Origin of the sequence: Aliivibrio sp. SR45-2, assembly GCF_963890165.1 — a bacterium.
In the GTDB taxonomy this organism is placed as follows: Bacteria; Pseudomonadota; Gammaproteobacteria; order Enterobacterales; family Vibrionaceae; genus Aliivibrio; species Aliivibrio salmonicida.
The window spans coordinates 205,195-226,010 of sequence record NZ_CAWPRC010000111.1; the positions used below are offsets into that span (position 1 = coordinate 205,195).

16 protein-coding genes are annotated in these 20,816 nt (G+C 40.2%); 11 read left to right on the forward strand and 5 right to left on the reverse strand.

Going from position 1 to position 20,816, the window contains the following annotated elements; translation table 11 throughout:
- Window positions 1–163 precede the first annotated feature (163 nt).
- From manA (AACV33_RS05925) to mngA, 3 genes are all read right to left on the reverse strand, one after another.
- Window positions 164–1,357: a mannose-6-phosphate isomerase, class I gene (manA, locus tag AACV33_RS05925; protein ID WP_182699184.1), complete on the reverse strand. Its 1,194-nt coding sequence runs from the start codon at window positions 1,355–1,357 to the stop codon at window positions 164–166.
- Window positions 1,358–1,452: 95 nt separating this feature from the next.
- A complete protein-coding gene (gene mngB, locus AACV33_RS05930) occupies window positions 1,453–4,092 on the reverse strand; it encodes a mannosylglycerate hydrolase (RefSeq protein ID WP_182699185.1) in 2,640 nt (879 codons plus the stop codon).
- Window positions 4,093–4,276: 184 nt separating this feature from the next.
- Window positions 4,277–6,235 carry a PTS 2-O-a-mannosyl-D-glycerate transporter subunit IIABC gene (gene mngA, locus AACV33_RS05935; RefSeq protein ID WP_182699186.1) on the reverse strand — a complete coding sequence of 653 codons (1,959 nt, stop codon included), beginning with the start codon at window positions 6,233–6,235 and terminating at the stop codon, window positions 4,277–4,279.
- 227 nt (window positions 6,236–6,462) lie between these two features.
- On the opposite strand from mngA, the gene AACV33_RS05940 reads away from it, so the two are divergent.
- The 9 genes from AACV33_RS05940 (at window position 6,463) to manA (AACV33_RS05980) (ending at window position 16,245) form a co-directional block, all read left to right on the forward strand.
- On the forward strand, window positions 6,463–7,176 hold the full coding sequence (locus AACV33_RS05940; protein ID WP_060991947.1) for a GntR family transcriptional regulator: 714 nt from the start codon (window positions 6,463–6,465) through the stop codon (window positions 7,174–7,176).
- Between the two features lie 14 nt (window positions 7,177–7,190).
- Window positions 7,191–8,069, forward strand: a complete 879-nt coding sequence (locus AACV33_RS05945; RefSeq protein ID WP_065611219.1) for an AraC family transcriptional regulator — start codon at window positions 7,191–7,193, stop codon at window positions 8,067–8,069.
- A 111-nt stretch (window positions 8,070–8,180) separates the two neighbouring features.
- On the forward strand, window positions 8,181–9,035 hold the full coding sequence (locus tag AACV33_RS05950; RefSeq protein ID WP_217491213.1) for a nuclear transport factor 2 family protein: 855 nt from the start codon (window positions 8,181–8,183) through the stop codon (window positions 9,033–9,035).
- Between the two features lie 196 nt (window positions 9,036–9,231).
- Window positions 9,232–9,384: a hypothetical protein gene (locus AACV33_RS05955; protein WP_175365422.1), complete on the forward strand. Its 153-nt coding sequence runs from the start codon at window positions 9,232–9,234 to the stop codon at window positions 9,382–9,384.
- 360 nt (window positions 9,385–9,744) lie between these two features.
- Complete coding sequence (gene uhpT, locus AACV33_RS05960; protein ID WP_065611223.1) at window positions 9,745–11,139, forward strand: hexose-6-phosphate:phosphate antiporter; 1,395 nt, start codon at window positions 9,745–9,747, stop codon at window positions 11,137–11,139.
- A 153-nt stretch (window positions 11,140–11,292) separates the two neighbouring features.
- Window positions 11,293–11,901: a transcriptional regulator UhpA gene (gene uhpA / locus AACV33_RS05965; RefSeq protein WP_065611225.1), complete on the forward strand. Its 609-nt coding sequence runs from the start codon at window positions 11,293–11,295 to the stop codon at window positions 11,899–11,901.
- Complete coding sequence (gene uhpB, locus AACV33_RS05970; protein ID WP_182699187.1) at window positions 11,901–13,397, forward strand: signal transduction histidine-protein kinase/phosphatase UhpB; 1,497 nt, start codon at window positions 11,901–11,903, stop codon at window positions 13,395–13,397. Before uhpA ends, uhpB begins: the two co-directional genes overlap by 1 nt.
- Before the next feature lie 8 nt (window positions 13,398–13,405).
- Complete coding sequence (locus AACV33_RS05975; protein WP_182699188.1) at window positions 13,406–14,746, forward strand: MFS transporter; 1,341 nt, start codon at window positions 13,406–13,408, stop codon at window positions 14,744–14,746.
- 293 nt (window positions 14,747–15,039) lie between these two features.
- Window positions 15,040–16,245 carry a mannose-6-phosphate isomerase, class I gene (gene manA / locus AACV33_RS05980; protein ID WP_182699189.1) on the forward strand — a complete coding sequence of 402 codons (1,206 nt, stop codon included), beginning with the start codon at window positions 15,040–15,042 and terminating at the stop codon, window positions 16,243–16,245.
- 76 nt (window positions 16,246–16,321) lie between these two features.
- On the opposite strand, the gene AACV33_RS05985 is transcribed toward manA (AACV33_RS05980), so the two are convergent.
- Complete coding sequence (locus AACV33_RS05985; RefSeq protein ID WP_182699190.1) at window positions 16,322–17,386, reverse strand: DUF1254 domain-containing protein; 1,065 nt, start codon at window positions 17,384–17,386, stop codon at window positions 16,322–16,324.
- Between the two features lie 145 nt (window positions 17,387–17,531).
- On the opposite strand from AACV33_RS05985, the gene AACV33_RS05990 reads away from it, so the two are divergent.
- The gene (locus AACV33_RS05990; RefSeq protein ID WP_182699191.1) at window positions 17,532–18,482 is read left to right on the forward strand and encodes a LysR family transcriptional regulator; all 951 of its coding nucleotides are present in this window, start codon (window positions 17,532–17,534) and stop codon (window positions 18,480–18,482) included.
- Window positions 18,483–18,517: 35 nt separating this feature from the next.
- Here the strand turns inward: AACV33_RS05990 and AACV33_RS05995 are convergent, their stop codons facing one another.
- The gene (locus AACV33_RS05995; protein ID WP_182699192.1) at window positions 18,518–19,408 is read right to left on the reverse strand and encodes a helix-turn-helix domain-containing protein; all 891 of its coding nucleotides are present in this window, start codon (window positions 19,406–19,408) and stop codon (window positions 18,518–18,520) included.
- A 190-nt stretch (window positions 19,409–19,598) separates the two neighbouring features.
- Between AACV33_RS05995 and AACV33_RS06000 the strand changes: the two genes are divergently transcribed.
- Window positions 19,599–20,798 (forward strand): sugar efflux transporter, encoded by a 1,200-nt coding sequence (locus AACV33_RS06000; protein ID WP_182699193.1) that lies wholly within the window; start codon window positions 19,599–19,601, stop codon window positions 20,796–20,798.
- Window positions 20,799–20,816 lie beyond the last annotated feature (18 nt).

A 20,816-nucleotide genomic window follows, 5' to 3' on the forward strand; every position in this document is an offset into this window, starting at 1 on the left:
ATCACAATTGAACGATTGTTCAAGCTATTTTGAACGATTGTTCAAGCTATTTTTGTAGCGATCTAATAAAAACAATAATTCACCAATTAAAACAATACACTACCGTATTAATAATAAAAAAGACCTCTAAAAATAGAGGCCTTTAATAACAAAGAGATACGTATTAGTTATAAGCCCGCGCCAGTGTGCCTTTTCCTTTACTGCTATAAACATCTGCGTTATTACACACAAAGACCGATTGTCCCGCGTGTAGTGTAATCACCGAATCGTCACTTTCAATAATCACTTCCCCTTCAATACAAAAGAGAATTTCAGCACCACGAACATATTGTTCAGCACTCTCTTCAACCACTTCGATAATTTCAAAACCAAAATCATCAACAGGGATCGGGTAACTCTGTTTACGCTCTTTTTTTATCGGGTGTAAACGAATGTCATCAAATGAAATAGAGTGGAACTCGGTATGAGAAATCAGCTCTTCAATGTCCATGTGTTTCGGCGTTAACCCAGCTCTTAATACATTGTCAGAGTTCGCCATGATCTCTAAACCTGTGCCTTGGACATAAGCATGAGGCGTTGCTGCATGTAAAAACATCGCTTCACCTGGCTCTAGTTCAATCACATTCAGCATTAATGGCGAAAACAACCCGATATCGTCAGAAAATTCTTCACTAAATTCCGCAACCATACCAAATGCTTCACGCGCTACTTTGGTTTTGGCTTTAATATCAGAGCCCTCTATCAGTTGCCCTAATGCATCGGCTTTTTTCTGACCAGTCAAGCTCATTACCGTAGTAAAGAAAGCTTGTAAGCCACTGCTTGTTGGCGAGCCTTTTAATTGAGCGACCGCTTCTGATAATACGGAGACATTCGCTTGCTCAAAGATAGACATCATTTCAGCAATAGGACGAAAACCATTCATTGCTCTATAAAACGTCAGTGCATATACCAACTCTGGTTTATGATTCGCATCTTTGTAATTACGGTTAAATGCACCCAGCTCAATACCTTGTTGGTTTTCTTTCTCAAAACCTAACTTTGCATCGCTCAACTTTGGATGAACTTGCACCGATAATGGCTTATCTGCGGCTAATACTTTAAATAAATAAGGTAAATCACCAAAACGTTGATGCGTATAACGACCTAATGTTTCAATCGGGTATTTTTTTATTAGATCTGACAGCAACTCACCTGTTTCTTCCACTTTTGAACAACCGTTTGGATGTGCTCCCATCCAAATTTCTGCTTGAGGTTCACCTGCTTTATTTTCTATGCCAAACAATTGTTGAATAGATGTCTGACTGCCCCATGCATAATTTTGAATCACATTGTCTAACTTAAATAAATTTGCTTGCATCGTACTACCTAAAAACCAGTCACAAGTGTTAGAAATCTATTGGCCTTCTCTGCAAAACAATAAAAAGAGAGAAGGCAAATACATTATGAATAGAACTAGAAAGTCACCTTAAAGGATTTTGCTTGGCAGGGGGCGACCACTCCAAAACGCTCAACTTGAGTTTCTGTTGCTAATGCTTTCTCATCCATTTGAACTTCAGACCACATCATTACATTTTGAGTAAAGCTCACGCCGTCTTCTACTTCACCCACTTCCGCAGGGTTGTAGACTCTCAAAATTAATGCATCAGAATCTTCTGCTTTTTTCAGCACACTTAATACCGCGCCTTTTTTCTCTTTCTCTAATAAGCTGAACGTTAATGGCAGATTTTGTTCACCAACATTAAGCTTCATTGCGTTATATGGGATCTTGTTGTAACACTGAATTGGCGTCACGTTATCACGCGCTTCTGCCATAATATTTGCCTCAACGTGATTACCAGAAAAACCAAATAACGTGAACTGACAAACAATCTTGCCGCGAATTTGTGAATCTGGTGTTGGGATCTTAATACCCGATGGACGACCTGGACGAGTAAGTAAATTTTCTTTACCTAACACGCCAACCCCTCTAAATAACGTCAATGCTAACGTGTCACGCTGCTCACGATTTGAAGCAATCACTTCAAATTCACGCAGACCATTGGTCATTACGGCCATGCCTGCGGTGCCATTTTCAAGCGCTGCAAAATTCATTAGCTGATAAATAGGGACTGGTGCTTCTTTCCACTTTTCTTCTTCCCACACTTCCATCGCAGGATCATTTGTTGGACGTGTAATAACCCCAAATTGATTATCTGCAACCACGGTATCGGTAGTGAATGAGGTTGGAATAAGCACACGAACTCGGTGATCATCCGCTTGGTTATTTAACTCCATTCGAACTTCAATACGACGAGAACCTTGCTTCAATACCACTTGGCAATCCATATCAACGAATGCATCTTGATTAGCACGAGACTCACGCGCTTCTAAGTTAGTCGGCACTTGCATACGTAATTTAATTGAAGCAACTGACTGATAACCTTCATGTTTAATACTTGTTTCTGCGGTAAATTCGTCAGAGTGAATCAACCATTCTTCACGAGAAGGTGAATAATCGTATTCATCACCATCATCAGAGCCGTCTTCTAAACGCAACACTTGCTCAAACAGCTCCTTGGTTTCTTTATCAAAAATACTCAATGTGCCGTTGCTGTTCACGTCAATGCGATAGAATTCATTCTCCATGACGTTGCCTTTCTGTGCCGCGACTTTTTGCTTACCTTTCTCATTCCCTTGAATGTGTAAAGTAGTAAAGCCCATTGCAGGAACGTGTTGGTTTATTTGAATATCGTATTCAATGAATGGGTCGTAGTTACCGTAATGCACAATTTGACGGTCAATTTTACCTGGGTCAATCTCACGTTGGTCTTGAATGAAGTACTCAACTTGATTGCCTTCATTATCAAAAATAGAAAACTCTTGAGCACGAATAGTAATTGTTGTGTTGATCACTTCTTCACGAACGTAAGGCGATAAGTTGAAGAACGCTAATTTATCACAACCTTCACGAGCAGGCATGTGATCAACAATTTTACGTTTGTAGAAATTAATCAGATTGCTCGCCATGTCATCCGCAAGAATGTAGCGGTTTAAAATCTCAGCGTGAACCTTGTCTGAACAACAACAGCCAATCGAGTCATGCGCATGGTTTTTCATGCTTTCTTTCCACATTTTCTCGATCAAACCGTGGTGATATTCAAACCCTAATGTCCATGCAATAGACGCTAATGGCTCAAGAATATTGACGATCTTATTCTCGACTTCAGCATGAATAAGTTTAATGTCCATACGTGTTGATGAAATACTGCGGTGAACACGCATGTACTTGCCATCATTAAACTCGCCTTTAATGGTATCAAGTTGATCACGCATGCCTTCGATTTTTTCAAACACATCTTCAAAGCGGCTCATCATAAATTCACGATCAGGGTAAGCCGAACGCAATGTGTCCATCACTTCAAAAATGTTGTTTTGAATTGGCATTTGGTCGTGGCCGTTTGGCAACAAAATGTCTTTGGTTACTGACGCATTTTCTAATACGTTAAAATAAGTATCTAGTCGGCTGCGTAGTGCTTCTTCATCTTCAGGTAAGTACTTACCAATCGCATAGCCCAGTGGTAACACTTGTGCCGTCACTTCACTGCCATCGTTTGACTGCCATAAAAATTCTGTTTTATTTGTTCCGTGACGCTCAGAGCAACCACGCCAAAACATGGTGCGATTGATGCCAAAACCGTTATAGATCATTGGTAATTGAGAGCTCATTGAGAATGAATCAGGCAGGTAACCAATCTTCATTGGGTTGCCTAATTCTAAACAATCACGCAGACCATACATCATGTTTCGTACAATGGATTCACCAGAAACTTGCATCGTATCCGTTTGAGAATACCAAGGGCCAACAATCAATTTATCGGCTTGAACCAGCGCTTTCACTCGTTCTTTGTGTTCTGGTTTAATCGCAAAGTAATCTTCTAATAACGCGGTTTGACCATCTAATACGTAGTATTTGTAGTCTGGATCCGTTTCCAGACGGGTCATGATTTCTTCCATGTTATTAAGAAGAAGAATGCGAGACTCTTCTGTTGTGAAATACCATTCACGATCCCAGTGCATGTGTGGAGTAATATGAACGCGTGATGTAGTAGTCATAATTTTTTACCTGATTTTCTCGCCGCTTTACAGCCGCAATAATGAAATTAATGTCGTTTAAATAAATCGAGTGTGGAGCCTCTCTCATTTAAAACCCCGTGATGTATCGATAACGTCGGAGGTTTAGATGAGAGGAGTATCGAGAAACTTTAGGGGGAAACCCGATACTCCAATCGTTTTATCGTTAGTTCTGAGTTGCTGCTGTTACTTTTTCAGACTTTTGCAATTCAAGCTTTCCCTTCTTTACTGCGTGGCCTCTCCACATAATAAGAATTGATGTTGAAATCACCGTACCAATCAGAGCTGCGCCGAGCCAAACTGCTGCCGCCATGAATGAGCCTAAGCCACCATCTTGTAATAAGAAGAGCGAGAAGATGCCTGCACCCGGTGTAGATAAACCAACACCTGCGGCACCAACCATTGCACCAGTTACAATAGAACCCACAAGGAATGAACCGATAACACGAATTGGATCTTCAATCGCCATTGGAATCGCACCTTCAGTAATACCCGCAAGGCCAAGTAGCCATGTTGATTTACCCGTTTCAATTTCAAAATCTTTAAACAAACGAGGCGCTATCATGGTTGACGCCGTTACCGTAAAGGCTGACACCATTTTTACTGAACCGAAGATGGCGTAAGGGCCATAAACACCATTAGCCATTGCACCTAAACAGAAGGCATAAGCGGCTTTATTAACAGGACCACCTAAATCGAATGAAACGAAACACCCTAGCACTGCACCAAGTAAAATGGCATTAGTACCTGACAAACCATTTAGCCAATCCGTTAAACCTTGGTTTAAAAACGCAACAGGCTTACCAATAACGAATAACATTAAACTACCAACGACCAAAGTACCGATCACAGGATAAAGATAAAACGTAAGGAAACCGTTGAATGCAGGGGCTAGGCGAATATTTTCTTTCACCCAACGCATCACGTAGCCAGCTAATAAGCCACCAACAACACCACCAAGGAAACCCGCACCAATCAAGTTAGCCGCAAGACCCGCAGCAAAACCTGGACCTAACGCCGGTTTATCTGCAAGAGAATAAGCCGTGTACGCTGCCAGTACTGGAACCATTAGCGTGCCAAGCAAGCCACCACCTAATTTACGGTACATCCATAACCATGAACCATCCGTCGCGTACAGTTCTTGTAAGTCAAAAATTTGAGCAATAAGAACAGCAACCGCAAGCACTGTACCGCCAGCGATGATCAATGGTACGGCAAATGAAATACCGCTTAGTAAGGCTTGTTTTAATTCTGTTTTCAGAGGTAACTTTTTAGGTTTATCGTCCGTTGCTTTCACAAAATCAGCAGAACGCCCTTTTTTACCTTCTTCTATCGCGTCATTAAGAATGCGTTCGGCATGACGAATAGGCTCTGCAACTGGTGTTTCAACTCGTGGAATACCCTTGAATCGCTCAACGTCTTTAATCGCAACTTCCGCTGCAAAAACACACGCGACGGCTTTATTCAGTTGCTCGGCAGTAATACGATCTTCAATACCATTTGCGCCTTGTTTTTCAACATGGACGTTATAACCAAGCTTTTTCCCTGCTTTTTCAAGGTATTCCGCAGCCATATACGTGTGTGCAATGCCTGCTGGGCACGCGGTTACACATACAATTGTCGGTGAATTTGTATCTAAGTTGTATGATTCAATTTCTTTTTCTTTATGCCCATCAAACAGAGCAAAAATCTCTTCTGCTGTGCTCGCATTTAATACGGCTTCACGAACGTCATCATCCACTAAGGTTGTGGTTAATTCTGTTAGTAAATGCATGTGAGTAGAACCCGCTTCTGCATTAGGAATCGCAATTAAGAAAATAAGGTTTACGTCTTCGTCCTCATCTTCATCAACGCCTTTCCATTTTAGATCTCGCGTTAAAGTTGCGACAGCAAATGCCGCTTCTTTTACGGCATCAGTTTTGCCATGAGGTACTGCTAGCCCTTCACCCAACGCGGTTGGGCCTTCTGCTTCACGAGCAAATACAGCCTCTAAATATTCATCTTTATTATGTAACTTGCCTTGTTGTTCTAATTGGTCAGCAAGTGCATAAATCGCTTCTTCTCTGCTATTAAATGTAGTTTGCAGATTAATGAGCGACTTATTTGTAAGAGTAGTCAGTTTCATAACCTTTGTCCCATGTCACGAATGAGTGTTTGTATTTGGTAACGAAGACAATAATACCTTTTTAATACAACTTATCTGTGACAACTATCACAATCACCACAACTTGTATTAAAAAGGTATTACTTACACATTAAATACAAATTGGCATTAACACTTGTCTTATTACCTTTTATTCGTATGATACAAGTTAGTCTAGACAATTTTTACAGTAAAATTACGAGGTTTTAATGGCAAGGCTCCCAATGTATCGTCAAATTGCTGATGCTATCCGAGAGAAGATAAGCCAAGGTGAATATAAAGTCGGTGAAGCACTTCCAAGTGAAGCACAATTACGAGAACTGTTTTCTGTTAGCCGAGTGACCATCCGTCAAGCATTAAAACTATTAATAGAAAATGATGAACTCGAAAGTGTGCAAGGCAGTGGCACTTACGTAAAAGAGAACAAAGTAAATTACGATATTTACCAACAATCGAGCTTTCAAGAAAAGTGGGCACATTTAGATGTGGCGACTCACAGCGATGTATTGGCGTTTGAGATCCAAAAAGCATCACTCGTAATGGCAGAGCATTTAGATATTGCAGAGAATGAACACATGTTTTACGTAAAGCGTGTGCGTTATATTGATAACAATCCGATTGCTGTCGAAGAAACGTGGTTACCTGTTGCTCTCTTCCCGGATCTGTCTTACCAAGTCATGCAACAGTCTAAATACGATTTTATTGAAAACACGAAAGGGTTAACGATTGATCGCAGTGAGCAAGAACTAGTGCCAATTCTGCCAAGTAAAGATATTGCCGATTATCTGAATACGGAAGAAGGCGTGCCTATTATTGAAAAACGCAGCCGAGGCTATTTAAAGGGTGACATCGTTTTTGAATACAGCCGTAACTTTATCTCGCCAAGAGATTACAAATTTACCTTAGTTGCAAAACGTCACTGATAAAAAGGACAGTTATGAATATCCCTAATGTTGGTTTTAATCACAACAAAAGCAATAATGCTGAATTAGAGATCATCGAACTGTCTTCTTTGTATGAAAGAACTTCCCTTTCTCATGATCCGGAAGCTCCGCACCGCGTGTCTTTTTTCATGTTCCTTTATATTGAGGAAGGTGAAGGTATTCACATGGTGGATTTTCAAGAATACCCTTTCCGTGCCGGCTCGATGATATTTGTGCAACGTGAGCAAGTTCATGCGTTTGATTTGTCATCAAAACCAAAAGGCAAAGTGTTGCTATTTACCCAAGCCTTTCTTGATAACGTCCATACCAATATGCGTTTGCCAAATTACACCCCAACGCACCTTAATCAACAACACACTCCATTGCTTTGTCTAGACGCAGTAAACAATAAGCGCAGCCAAACGTTAATTAATGAGATAACCACCGAGATCAAATTAGACAATTCAGACCCCTTGCTTATTATGTATTTATTCTCTGCATTGGCTCTGTTGCTGCACCGCTTACGCCCTGAAATGCGTCACGATAAATTATCGACAGAACAAAGCCTCAAACTCGCTCGCTTCTTTACCCTAATGCAAAAACACTTTGAGCACATCCGTGATGCCAATTGGTACGCAAACCAAATTAACACTACGTATAAAACGTTAAACCAAGTGTGCAAAGTCGCCACTGGGTTAACCGCGAAACAGATGATAGATGCCTTTACTCTAATTGAAATGAAACGACGTTTAATAGTAACTAGCGCCCCTTCTCAACAAATCGCCTATGATTTTGGCTTTGAGGACGCCAGTAACTTTATAAAATACTTTAAAAAACAAACCACCCTCACCCCTAGTCAATTTCAAAAGAAATACACCACACCTAAGTTGTAAGTTTATCGGGTTCGATATTCACCATTTTTAAGCCCATATCCACTCTGCACAGCCCGTTGGAATGTCTCTATTATTGTTCTCAAGCCAACAGAGGATAACAAAATGAAGAACATGACAACTAAAATCAAACACACTGTATTAGCAACAAGTATTTTAAGCCTAGCCGCATGTGCAAACACAGACACGCCAGAACAATTAACCAATAAAGACAAAGCGGTTGCGGTGATTTCAAGCATTGAAACGGGTAATCCAGAGGCCATTAACTACATTAATCCAAACAAATACATTCAGCATAACCTTGCGGTTGGAGATGGTTTAACAGGTTTTGGGGAAGTATTACAGCAATTACCAAAAGGGAGCGCCAAAGCCAATGTCGTGCGTGCTCTGCAAGATGGGGATTACGTAATAACTCAAACTGAATACAATTTCTTTGGACCAAAAGTGGGCTTTGATGTGTTCCGCTTTGAAGAGGGAAAAATTGTCGAACATTGGGATAACTTACAAGAGTTAATGCCTAAAAACGCCAGTGGACGCACGCAATTAGATGGCACAACTACCATAACGGATTTGGATAAAACAGAAGAAAACAAAGCGATTGTGGCTGATTTCGTAAACACCATTTTAATGAATGGCGACATGGCGAAAATTAACCAATTTATTGAAAATGAAGACGACGCTTATTTACAGCACAACCCTAATATTGCTGATGGCCTGAGTGGCTTAGGCAAGGCGTTAGGTGAATTGGCAAAAGCAAATATGCCAATGTCATACAGCCAAAATCATAAAGTTCTTGGTGAGGGTAACTTTGTGCTCTCCATCAGTGAAGGGACATTCATGAACAAACACGTGGCTTTTTATGACTTATTCCGCCTAGATAACGGCAAGATCGTAGAACATTGGGACACGGTTGAAGCCATTCCTGAAAAAACAGAATGGAAAAACACTAACGGAAAATTTGGATTTTAATCAAGATAGCTAGCCAATAAAAAGCCTCAATTTAAAGGATGAAAGAGCCTCTCTTTCATCCTTTTTTATGATTAAAGTTGACCAATAGCAGCACTCAATAGTTAATTAAATCTAAACGCTTGTTTTTAATTATTAAATTTAATTAAACCAATAAAACAGATAACCTCTTTTTACTGATTACTTAAGAGGACGTGTTATGTGCGATTTAAATGAAGATTTTGAAGACTTAGAAATCAACTTCACCCCATCAGAAATTAGAATGCTCGGCTGGGATGACAAAGAATGGATCATCGAAAGTATTACTTTTATAGCATCAATCTGCATGATTATTTATTTCTTTCTTTTCTGAATTTAACCATCAAATTCAATATTTTAAATATTAAAACATTCCCCTAATAGAATCATTATATGTTCTTTGAACAATTGAATTTGATGTTATTCAACTTAAATATTGACGATTTTCCATTTAATAAATAACCAACTAACTCACTGCAATGACTTCATTTCCTCTTTATGCCCAACAATGTGACTCTTTTCACGCTTTCTATACACCTCGTTAATTTCTAAGAATTTTTCCTAGTCATTCTAAGACCCTCTCTCATGCAAGCCTCCTCTCCACTCTCTACTATTTCAACCAATTCAATAAATAAAGAACGCATTGAGGATTAACTCCTCATGCATACCCTCATACATTATAAGAGAGTTCACAATGTTAAAGTTCCTAGAACAGGTTAGAAAACCGACACTAGATCTTCCGGTAGAAGTCAGAAGAAAGATGTGGTTTAAACCTTTCCTACAATCTTACTTGGTCGTGTTTATTGGTTATCTAACCATGTATCTGATTCGTAAAAACTTCAATGTCGCACAAAACGACATGATTTCAACTTACGGATTGTCGATGACAGAACTTGGCTTAATTGGCCTTGGATTTTCAATCACTTACGGCATTGGTAAAACGGTTGTTTCCTATTATGCCGATGGTAAAAACACCAAACAATTCTTGCCTTTCATGCTTATTCTTTCTGGCTTAGCGATGCTAGGATTCAGTTTCAGCATGGGTGGCGGCAGTGCCAGTTTATTCATGATGGTTGCCTTTTATGCTTTGAGTGGTTTCTTCCAGAGTACAGGTGGCCCATCAAGTTATTCCACGATCACTAAATGGACGCCACGTAATAAACGCGGTTCATATTTAGGCCTGTGGAACATGTCCCATAATGTCGGTGGTGCTGGTGCTGCTGGTGTCGCTCTATTTGGTGCTAACTACTTTTTTAATGGCAGCGTTGTTGGTATGTTCGTTTTTCCTTCTATTATCGCGATCATCGTTGGTTTTATTGGGATGCGCTTTGGTAATGATTCTCCAGAAGCTTACGGTTTAGGTACGGTAGAAGAGCTTTTTGACGAAGAAATCAGTGAAGAAGATACCATCGCTGAAGAAAACCACATGACGAAAAAAGAGATCTTTGTTGAGTACGTACTTAAAAACAAAGTGATCTGGTTACTCTGCTTCGCTAACATTTTCTTATACATTGTTCGTATCGGTATCGATCAATGGTCAACCGTGTACGCATACCAAGAACTTGGCCTATCAAAAGAAACCGCTATCACAGGCTTCACTTTGTTTGAAGTTGGAGCACTTGTTGGCACGCTAATGTGGGGCTATTTATCCGATCTCGCTAATGGCCGCCGTGCTTTGGTGGCTTGTGTCTCTCTTGGTTTTATCATTGTATCGCTTGAGTTCTATCAAAATGCAACCAGTGAGTTCATGTACCTTGGGTCACTCTTTATACTTGGTTTCTTAGTGTTTGGTCCTCAACTATTGATTGGTGTTGCTGCTGTTGGTTTTGTTCCGAAAAAAGCGATCAGTGTTGCTGATGGCGTAAAAGGCACTTTTGCTTACCTAATTGGTGACAGCTTTGCAAAACTAGGTCTTGGTATGATTGCCGATGGCACGCCTATCTTCGGCTTAACTGGCTGGGAAGGTACTTTCGCCGCATTAGATACCTCCGCCGCGATTTGTATTGTCTTACTTCTTTTCGTCGCTATAGCTGAAGAGAAAAAGATCCGCCACGCCAAAAAACTGCACTTAGCTGCACAACAAGCGTAATCAATTTTCGCGCGCTTAACTTACGTAAAGCGCACGAGATCATACAAATCATCCGATCAATTAAGTATCATTATTCTGTCTTAATATTGATTCTCTTATCGCTCCTATCACTGGAGTTTATTCCGTTTCTCACTCTACACTCTGGTTAATATCATGATTAATGTTGCACTTGTTGATGACCATGTCATTGTCCGTTCTGGTTTCGCCCAATTACTCAGCCTAGAATCTGATATCTCTGTGGTAGGTGAATTCAGCTCTGCAGCAGAAGCTCGCCGCGGGCTTCCGAGTTGTCATCCAGATGTCGTTATCCTAGATATTTCAATGCAAGATGAAAGTGGTTTAAGCCTGCTCGAAGATATTCCCTCTGGCATCGCCAGTATTATGCTTAGTGTGCACGACTCTCCCGCTATGGTTGAAAAGTCTTTAGAACTGGGCGCAAAAGGCTATTTAAGTAAACGTTGCAGTCCTGATGAACTGATCCAAGCCGTTCGAACAGGAGCAAACGGGGGGTGTTACCTTACTCCTGATATTGCAATAAAACTCGCCACACCAGTAAAAAGGAACACATCACTCAGCCAGCTAACTCGTCGAGAAAACGAAGTGTGTCAATTACTAGCTAATGGACTAGATGTTAAGTCTATCGCAACAAAATTGGGGCTAAGCCATAAAACCGTCCATGTTCACCGTGCCAATGCAATGGATAAATTGAGCGTTAAAAACAACGTTGAGTTAGCCAAACTGTTCTCTCAAGACGCTTACTAATGCGAACTTATTTAGCCACTTCTGTTTGTGGCATTTTTATGGCTGGTTGTTCATGGTTTTGTTTATGGGTCATTGCCTACTATTTCATTAATGACCCAGAACTCGCTATTTTACTGTTTCCTTTTTCTTTACGATTAGGGATAGCACTGCACACACGGGCAAAATACTGGCCTGCTATTTATATTGCAGAATGGGGGCTGACGATTGCTCTCGCTCTCTTACTTAATGAGCCTCAGTGGCTAACCGTTCTCATTGCCAGCACATTAAGTATTCCAATAACTCTATTAGCTAAACGCTATTACTACGGTGATCAGAATCGCCATCTATTGGTCATGACAAGCGTCATCATCATCATGGCTTTTATTAATCTTTCTGCCGTTGGTTTCCATGTCTCTTCGATTTATATGGTGTGGCTCGTCAGTATCACTGGCGGTTTAATGTTGGTTCCTATGTGTTATTTAGTCTGGAATTACCTTTTCCAAAACAAATGGGCACCACTCAGTTCTTACTTAATAAATACCGTTGTTGAATTTAAAATTCGTCATATTTCGCTGTATAGCCTGTTATTTATTGCCAGTATTGTTATACAGACGAGCTTGCCTGAAGAGTTAAGACGCTTTGCTCCTTTTTGTATGGCGATCCCTATTATATTGCTTGCTGTTCGTTACGGTTGGCAAGGTGCATTATTAGCCACACTCTTCAATAGCGTCGCATTAATAGCAGCCCATAGTGGCGTATCTAAATTAGAAATTACCGACTTACTATTATCTCTTTCTGCACAAACCATTACAGGTATATTGCTTGGTTTAGCGGTGCAAAAACAGAAAGATTTAAACCATAAATTACGCAGTGAGCTCTCTCGTAATCAAAACCTATCTCGTCAATTAATTACTGCTGAAGAATCGGTTCGTCGTGATATTGCTCGTGAATTACATGATGAGATTGGCCAGAATATTACCGCAATACGAACTCAGGCAAACATCATAAAACGTATTGATGCCGCCGAGATGAGTGTTCGTTGTGCTGATACGATAGAAACACTTTCCTTAAATGTATATGACACCACTAAACGATTATTAACGAAACTAAGACCAAAGATGTTGGATGATCTCGATCTCAAAGAGTCCGTAGAACAACTGATCCGAGAAATGGAATTTTCTGATCATGGCGTTGATATAAACTTAAATTGGCAAGGTGATTACCTGTGTTTAAGTGACACACTCAAAGTCACCATTTTTCGTTTATGTCAGGAATCATTAAACAACGCTTATAAATATGCAGAGGCCAGTGAGATCCACATTACGTTGATATTAGATAGCCAAGTGACCCTCTTAATTTCTGATAATGGCATTGGTTTTAAAGCACAAGATTTAATGAACGGAATGGGGGTTCGCGGTATGCAAGAACGGGTTCAAGCTCTTGGAGGAAAGATGGTAATTAACTCAAACACCCCGCTTTCTGGTACTAAAATCAGCATTGCATTACCTAAAGTGTGAGTATAAATATGTTTGGATTTTTACGCTCGACGACTTCAAATTCCACGCCATTGAGTGAGGAAAAGATTAATCAAAGCTATCGTTACTGGCGCTTGCATATCATGCTAGGAATGTACGTAGGTTATGCCGGATTTTACTTTACTCGTAAAACCTTCAACTATGCCGCCCCAGCGATGATCACCGATTTGGGCTTAGATAAAGGGGACATAGGCTTAATTGGCACCCTTTTCTATATCACTTATGGTCTATCAAAATTTATCTCTGGCACGATTTCGGATCGCTCAAACCCTCGCTATTTTATGGGCATTGGCCTGATAGCGACGGGGATTATTAATATCGCGTTTGGTTTTTCTAGCTCTTTAATGGCCTTTATCTCTCTTTGGATGTTGAACGCATGGTTTCAAGGGTGGGGATGGCCTTCATGTTCCAAACTTCTAACGACGTGGTACTCACGATCAGAGCGAGGGTTTCGCTGGGCAACATGGAACACCGCACATAATATTGGTGGTGCGCTTATCCCAATTTTGGTTGGTTATCTTACTTTGCATTATAGCTGGCGTGCTGGCTTTATTTGGCCCGGAGTCATAGGCATTGTTATTGGTTTAATCGTTTGTTGGCGTTTACGTGATAAGCCAACAACCATGGGATTACCTAGCGTAGGACAATGGCGAAATGACCCTTTAGAATTAGCGCAAGAGAACCATGGGCAAGGGTTAAGCTACCGAGAGATATTAAAAACCTATGTATTTAGCAATAAGTATATTTGGTTACTCGCTTTTAGTTATGTGTTGGTTTATATCGTGAGAACCGCTGTTAATGATTGGGGAAATTTATATCTAACTGAAGAGCATAACTACAGTTTAATCAATGCTAACGCTGCGTTATCCCTATTTGAAATTGGTGGATTTATTGGATCGCTCGTTGCCGGTTGGGGGTCTGATAAGTTGTTTGCAGGCAACCGTGGACCAATGAATATCTTGTTTGCGATTGGGATTTTCTTATCGGTGTCTGCATTGTGGCTGATGCCTTTGACTAACTTTGTTTTTCAAGCCGCCGGGCTTTTCTGTATAGGATTTTTTGTCTTTGGCCCTCAAATGTTAATTGGTATGGCAGCAGCAGAATGCTCGCACAAAGATTCCGCAGGAGCAGCGACTGGTTTTGTTGGTCTCTTCGCTTATATGGGGGCGGCATTATCTGGTTATCCATTGGCTCTCATTTTAGAAACCTATGGCTGGACAGGCTTCTTCGTTACTATTTCGACGTGCGCTGCTGTAATAGGGCTTCTTCTTTTACCTTTCTTACAAGCTCAATCACCCCAGAAAACAATGGATACAAAACCTCGTTTATAAACACTCCATCACAATTACACCAACTTGAGTATATAGTTACAGACTTGCGATTTACTCAAGTTGGACAATAAGAATGACATAAGACATTACGCTCTTAATTCTACATCACATCAGCAATGTGACTCTTTTCACGCTTTTTATATCTCCACCCCATTTCTAAGAATTTTTCCTAACAATTCTAAGACCCTATCTCATGTGTAGGCTCTTTGTCTTCTCTAGTATTTCAGCTAACCCAATACCACTGAAATCACTTTCTTCCGAACCAATTCGAAGAGTCAACTACGGAAAAATTCATGTCATCAAACCATTTATCACTTCAGTCCTTCTTCCTAATGGAAAACAAAATTCAAAACTATGCATGGGGAAGTTCCTCTTCTATTCATGAGCTATTTGGTTTTGAAAATGAATCACAACAACCACAAGCTGAAGTATGGATGGGAACTCACCCTAAAGGTTGTTCAATGGTGATCTTTGATCAACATCCAATGCCTTTATCAGAGCTAATCAATTCCAATAAATCGGCTTATTTATCTTCTGATATTGCCCAAAAATTTGATGACCTACCTTTTTTATTTAAAATTCTAGCGGCAGATAAAGCGTTATCAATTCAGGTGCATCCAAATAAGAGCCAAGCAGAGAAGGGATTTGAACAAGAAGAACAAGCAGGGATCCCGCTCACGGCCGATCACCGAAACTATAAAGATGCGAATCATAAACCAGAATTGATTTACGCACTCACTGACTACCAAGCGATGAATGGGTTTCGTACATACGATGAGATCATGGGATTCTTTGCTGCCTTGCGTATTTTTGAGTTAACAGACCTAGTGGAGGATTTTAGTCACACACTTACCCCACAAGGATTAAAGACATTTTTCAGCGGTTTATTAACCCTAAGTGAGCAGAGAAAACACAACGTATTAGATCAACTACTGACCTACGCCAAAGCTCATCAAAATCAAACTGAATTTGCCTTAATCATAGAATTAAGCCATCAATACCCTAATGATGTTGGGCTCTTATCTCCACTGCTTCTTAATGTAATCACGTTACAATCAGGCGAGGCCATGTATTTAAGTGCTAATACACCACACGCTTACATAAAAGGAACGGGGTTAGAGATAATGGCAAATTCCGACAATGTATTACGAGCAGGACTAACACCAAAACACATTGATGTGAATGAACTTGTCGAATGTACTCACTTTCACCCCATTGCCTTTGATGAACTGATTTTGTCACCGAAAAAAGAAGGGGTCTGCGATAACTACGGCATTCCAGTGAATGACTTTAATTTCAGCATTATCCATTCGCCAAAAGAGACCAACGTTGAGAACCACGGTGCTGAAATATTAATGGCAATAGACAGTGATTTAGAATTACGCAGTCCGAATGGGGAAACAATGGTATTGGCTAAGGGGCAATCTGTTTTTATCCCAGCTTATATTAGTAATTGCATATTAAGCAGTAATGGTCGTATAGCCAGAGCTTTTAATTGAGAATTACGTAAAACAAAACCATAAAAAACCGCTAGAAGGTATCTAGCGGCTTATGATTTAATTCACTTTATATCAACTATTTCGCTTTCACTGTTGGTAAAATACGGTAACCATCGACTCGAACTTTATCGCTTGGTTGGTAATGGCGAATACCTAAGTTAAATACACCCGAATCGTTCGCGGTTTCAATATTATTTGGGGCATCTGCACCACAACCAAAGCTGACGGTGTAAGTCCCATCTTTATTTACTGTTGCGGTATTAGAGCTTACGTTCGCTACATCGTTAAACATAAAGCCTGACTTGTCATAAACCGTGATAGACCAAAACGCTTTGTTTTTAGGATCTTCAAACGTTGCTTGATAACACGTATCCGCAGGGTAGTTACCTGATACTTCATAGATATTATCTATCATTTGAGCACCGCCCCAACCAATAGCCGCACCTACTTCGTACTTTTCTTGAGTAAATAAGGTATTCGATTCATCATCAATATCAGTAAACATGCCTATTAACGCATCACTGCCATCACGCTCGTTAATCATTGGCATTTTTGCTTTTAGCGCATCTTCAACTTGTTTAAAAGACGCTTGATTCACGCTCTCAGAGGTAAATGGTTCAGCACTTTTCGCATTAATTTGCATTTGATCTTGGTACATTTCCGCTTCTTTTTCAGTAAACGTTGCATCAAGGCGGATCACTAAATAAAGGTGCTTACCAGTATGCGTTGATAACTCAAACGTACCCGCCCCGTAATACATAGGTTGAATGCGGTGATCTTCAGTAATTGGCTGAACAGACATATATTTACCTGCAGGTAGCTCTGGCATGGTCACTGTTGCCCCTTTTGATACGTCGACCACGGCCATTGAATAATAGGTATCACGATTCATTCGAACTACTGGCTGCTCATCGGTTGGCGTAAGCTCACGCTTATGCAAAAACTTATTTATGCCAACCAAATCTTGGTTTTTAAGCATTTGGTGAGATGTTTCATACGCTGGGTACATCTCTGCGGTTACGACTGCGCCATCGTTAGCAAAAAATTCATTTAAGCTCTCTGCTGATTGAGCAGCAGATACGCCAGTCGCCGTAACCATTGCACTCAGTAAAACACTTTTAGTTATTAGGGGAAATTTCATTTAATCGTTCCTAAGCGGTTATTCAATTCTGTTGGATTGATTAAAGAATAGACTCTAAATGGCATTTATAGAAATCATAAGATCACATAACTGATATGCTATTATGTAATATCATTGTTTGTTATTAATACAATTAAGGGGACGTATGAAAACACTGGAACAAGAACTTTCTCGAATTGATCTCAACCTACTCGTTTCTCTTAGTGTATTAATCAAAGAAAAAAATGTGTCACGAGCGGCAGAAAAACTCTATCTTTCCCAGCCAGCAATGAGTCGAATTTTAGGCCGCCTTAGAGACCTATTTGATGATCCTCTTTTTTATCGTGAATCAAATGGCTTACAACCTACCGCTAAAACACTAGAGTTAGAGTCGCAACTTGATGAGATTTTATTTTCGCTTGATGGCTTAGTAAACAGCACCACTTTTTCCGCTGAGTTATGTGAAAAAGCCTTTCGCATATCAACACCACCACTAATGAGTAAACTGCTTACCGCACCATTAGCCAAAGCTATTTATGATATTGCCCCTAAAGTCACCCTTGAAGAATACCCATCAGCAATTGACCCTATTTTATTACTCAAAGAAGGCCATGTTGATTTCTCCATACACATCCAAGATACCGTTATCAATGATGAATACCACTCAGAAAAGATTGGTTATACCTACCCTGTCATTTATGGCGCTTTAAACCACCCTTTATTGCAAAGAGAAAGCATCACCATTGATGATTGTCTTGAATATTCTTTTGTGGATTTATCACTCGATATTCGATCAACAGGGGAATACCTTAATCCACTCGATGCAGAGCTGATAAAGCAAGGTAAAAAGAGAAGCGTCGCCCTAAGATCAGGACAACTATCAACATTAATCGAATCCATTAAAGACACAAACAGGCTTATCATTGGCGGGCATTTACTAGAACAAGACTCAACATTAGGGGATAAATTTACCGTGATAAAAGCCTTTAATAGTGAGCCTTACATGGTAAACATTAACTTAATTGAGCACCGAAGAACGCTTACTAGTCCATCTCATTGTTGGTTAAAATCCATTATTATCGAATCGATTAGATCTACTTTCTCTAACCAAAAATAATCAACCCTTCGATAAGATCGTACTGATGTATCATGCTAATTAAATCGGCGTCGAAACTCTGTCGGCGTCATATTTTTTAGCTCTTTAAATTGGCGATTGAAGTTAGATATATTTTTGAAACCCGTTTTCTCAGCCACTAAAGTAACCGGTAAGTTAGTGCTTGCTAACAGTTCACACGATTTTCCTATTCGATATTGTTTTAAATGATCTGAAAAACTCATCCCATAATGCTTCTCGAACATTCGATATGCCGAGCTTTCACTCATGTGCAGATTTTTACACAAATCAGATATTTTTATTCCCTCGCCATAGTAGTTTTCAATATAACGAGACGCTCGCTCAATTCGTTGATGCAGTTCAGAGTCTTCTGTTACCTGTTTAATTCGATAAGGTGTAGCGGATAATTTTTTTGCGGCAATATCATCCGAAAGACTGATCAGCACTTCTATTATTTTTATCGCTTGATAGTGGCGTTCTAAGTGTTTCGCGTCATTTAATAGCTCGGCCACTTTACGTGTAATATCCGTACTAAAAGAAAGCCCATACGCGGAATTATCCAGTAAACGCTTAATGTTTCTGGCTTCCGGTAATACGACTTGCAGGCGCTCAACCCAATGATGAGCAAACCACACAATAACCGTGTGATGATTATCATGCCTTTCTGGTTTTACACTTCTTCCGGCCACCATGTGCGGTAACCCCGGGCCATAAAGCAATAGAGTATTGTGATTGATTTCCCCTATCGCATCTCCCGCAAAATAACTGCCTTGAAATGCCTCTTCAGGATCAAGATACAGCACCAATTCATACTCAGAGTGATAATGCCAAGAGCAAGTAAATTCATCCTCTTTCGCACTGCAATAAAACTCATTAAATAACCAATCAAAGCTGGGTTGGTTTTGTATGTGTTCTTTAAATGGTTTCATTACTAATCTCACTATTTTGTAGAGTTTCAGGCTAGCGCGATAAGCCTTATCTGTCAAAGGCGGGCTATAAAATGAATGAATAGTATCAGAGGTAGCTTGAATAACATCAATCGCCCCCTCAACATTAAGTAGACTAGCCGTAAATTAAATCACCTAACCAAAAACAAGTTTCGTATGTTGGAGTTTCACTATGTATAAAGATAGAACCTCATTGCTGTTCATTTTTACCGCCTTTGTCACCGGGCTTTGTGGTGCCTTTTTTTATCCACTATCAAGTCTGTTTATTGTTGAAGAACTTGGCGCATCACCAATGATGCTAAGTCTGTATATGACGCTTGCGGTAAGTAGTTCGGTCGTTGTTTCTCACTTTATTGCTAAACGCTCAGACAGCCATTGGAATCGAAAAACTATTCTAATTGTGTCATTACTTAGTTACCTAATTTTGGTCTCTAGTTTTACCGTAGTACGTGATTATTGGTTGGCTATCACGGTTGCTGTTGTATTTGGTAGCGTAAGTGGTGCTTCTTTTGGGCAGTTGTTTGCGTTAGGTCGAGAATATGGCGATAGATACGTCGCTAACAGCACCAGTTTTTTAGCAACGATGAGAGCAGGCCTTGCGATTGCATGGGTCTTTGGCCCTCCAGCTGCTTTTATGCTTAAAGCACAATTTGGATTCAGTGCAGCCTTTGCAGTTTCGGCCATTACCGTCGCCGCCGCCGTATTAGTGATTGCGAAATTCATTCCCGATAATGTCGTAACAAAAGAAGAAAGAGCTACCGTGGTTGAACATAAACCTCTTGGTCGAATGGTTCTCTTATATTGTCTTATCATCGTGTGTGCGTTTTCTGCTAATAACCTATACATCACCAGTATGCCTCTGTATCTTTCACAAGAATTAAAAGTGAATGTCAGTTGGCTAGGATTGATGTTTGGAATGGCTGCCGCCTGTGAAATTCCCGTCATGCTTGCTGCGGGGAAAATGGCCGAGAAAATGGGCACCATTCGAGTGATGATATTAGGTGTCATCTCTGGTGCACTGTTCTTTCTTGTTATGCTTTCACAAACGAGCTTTACCTCTATGCTTATTGCTCAAGTATTAAATGGCTTTTTCATTGGTGTCTGTGCAACGTTAGGTATGGTGGCATTGCAAGATATGATGAAAGATCGATTAGGCACCGCATCTACCCTGTTCTCAAACATGCTGAATATCAGTGTGTTGGTATCAAGCGTAGCGGTTGGTATCGTGGGTGAATTATATAATTACTACAGCGCATTGTATTTGTGCTTTGTAGGTGCGGTAATTGCCGCGGTGTTATTGGTGGTGTTTGAGATGCTAGAGAAGAAACAAAGAGTAGTGCCTGAGGGGGGATGTAGAGTTAAACGAGTTTAGAACGAGGGGTAATAACTG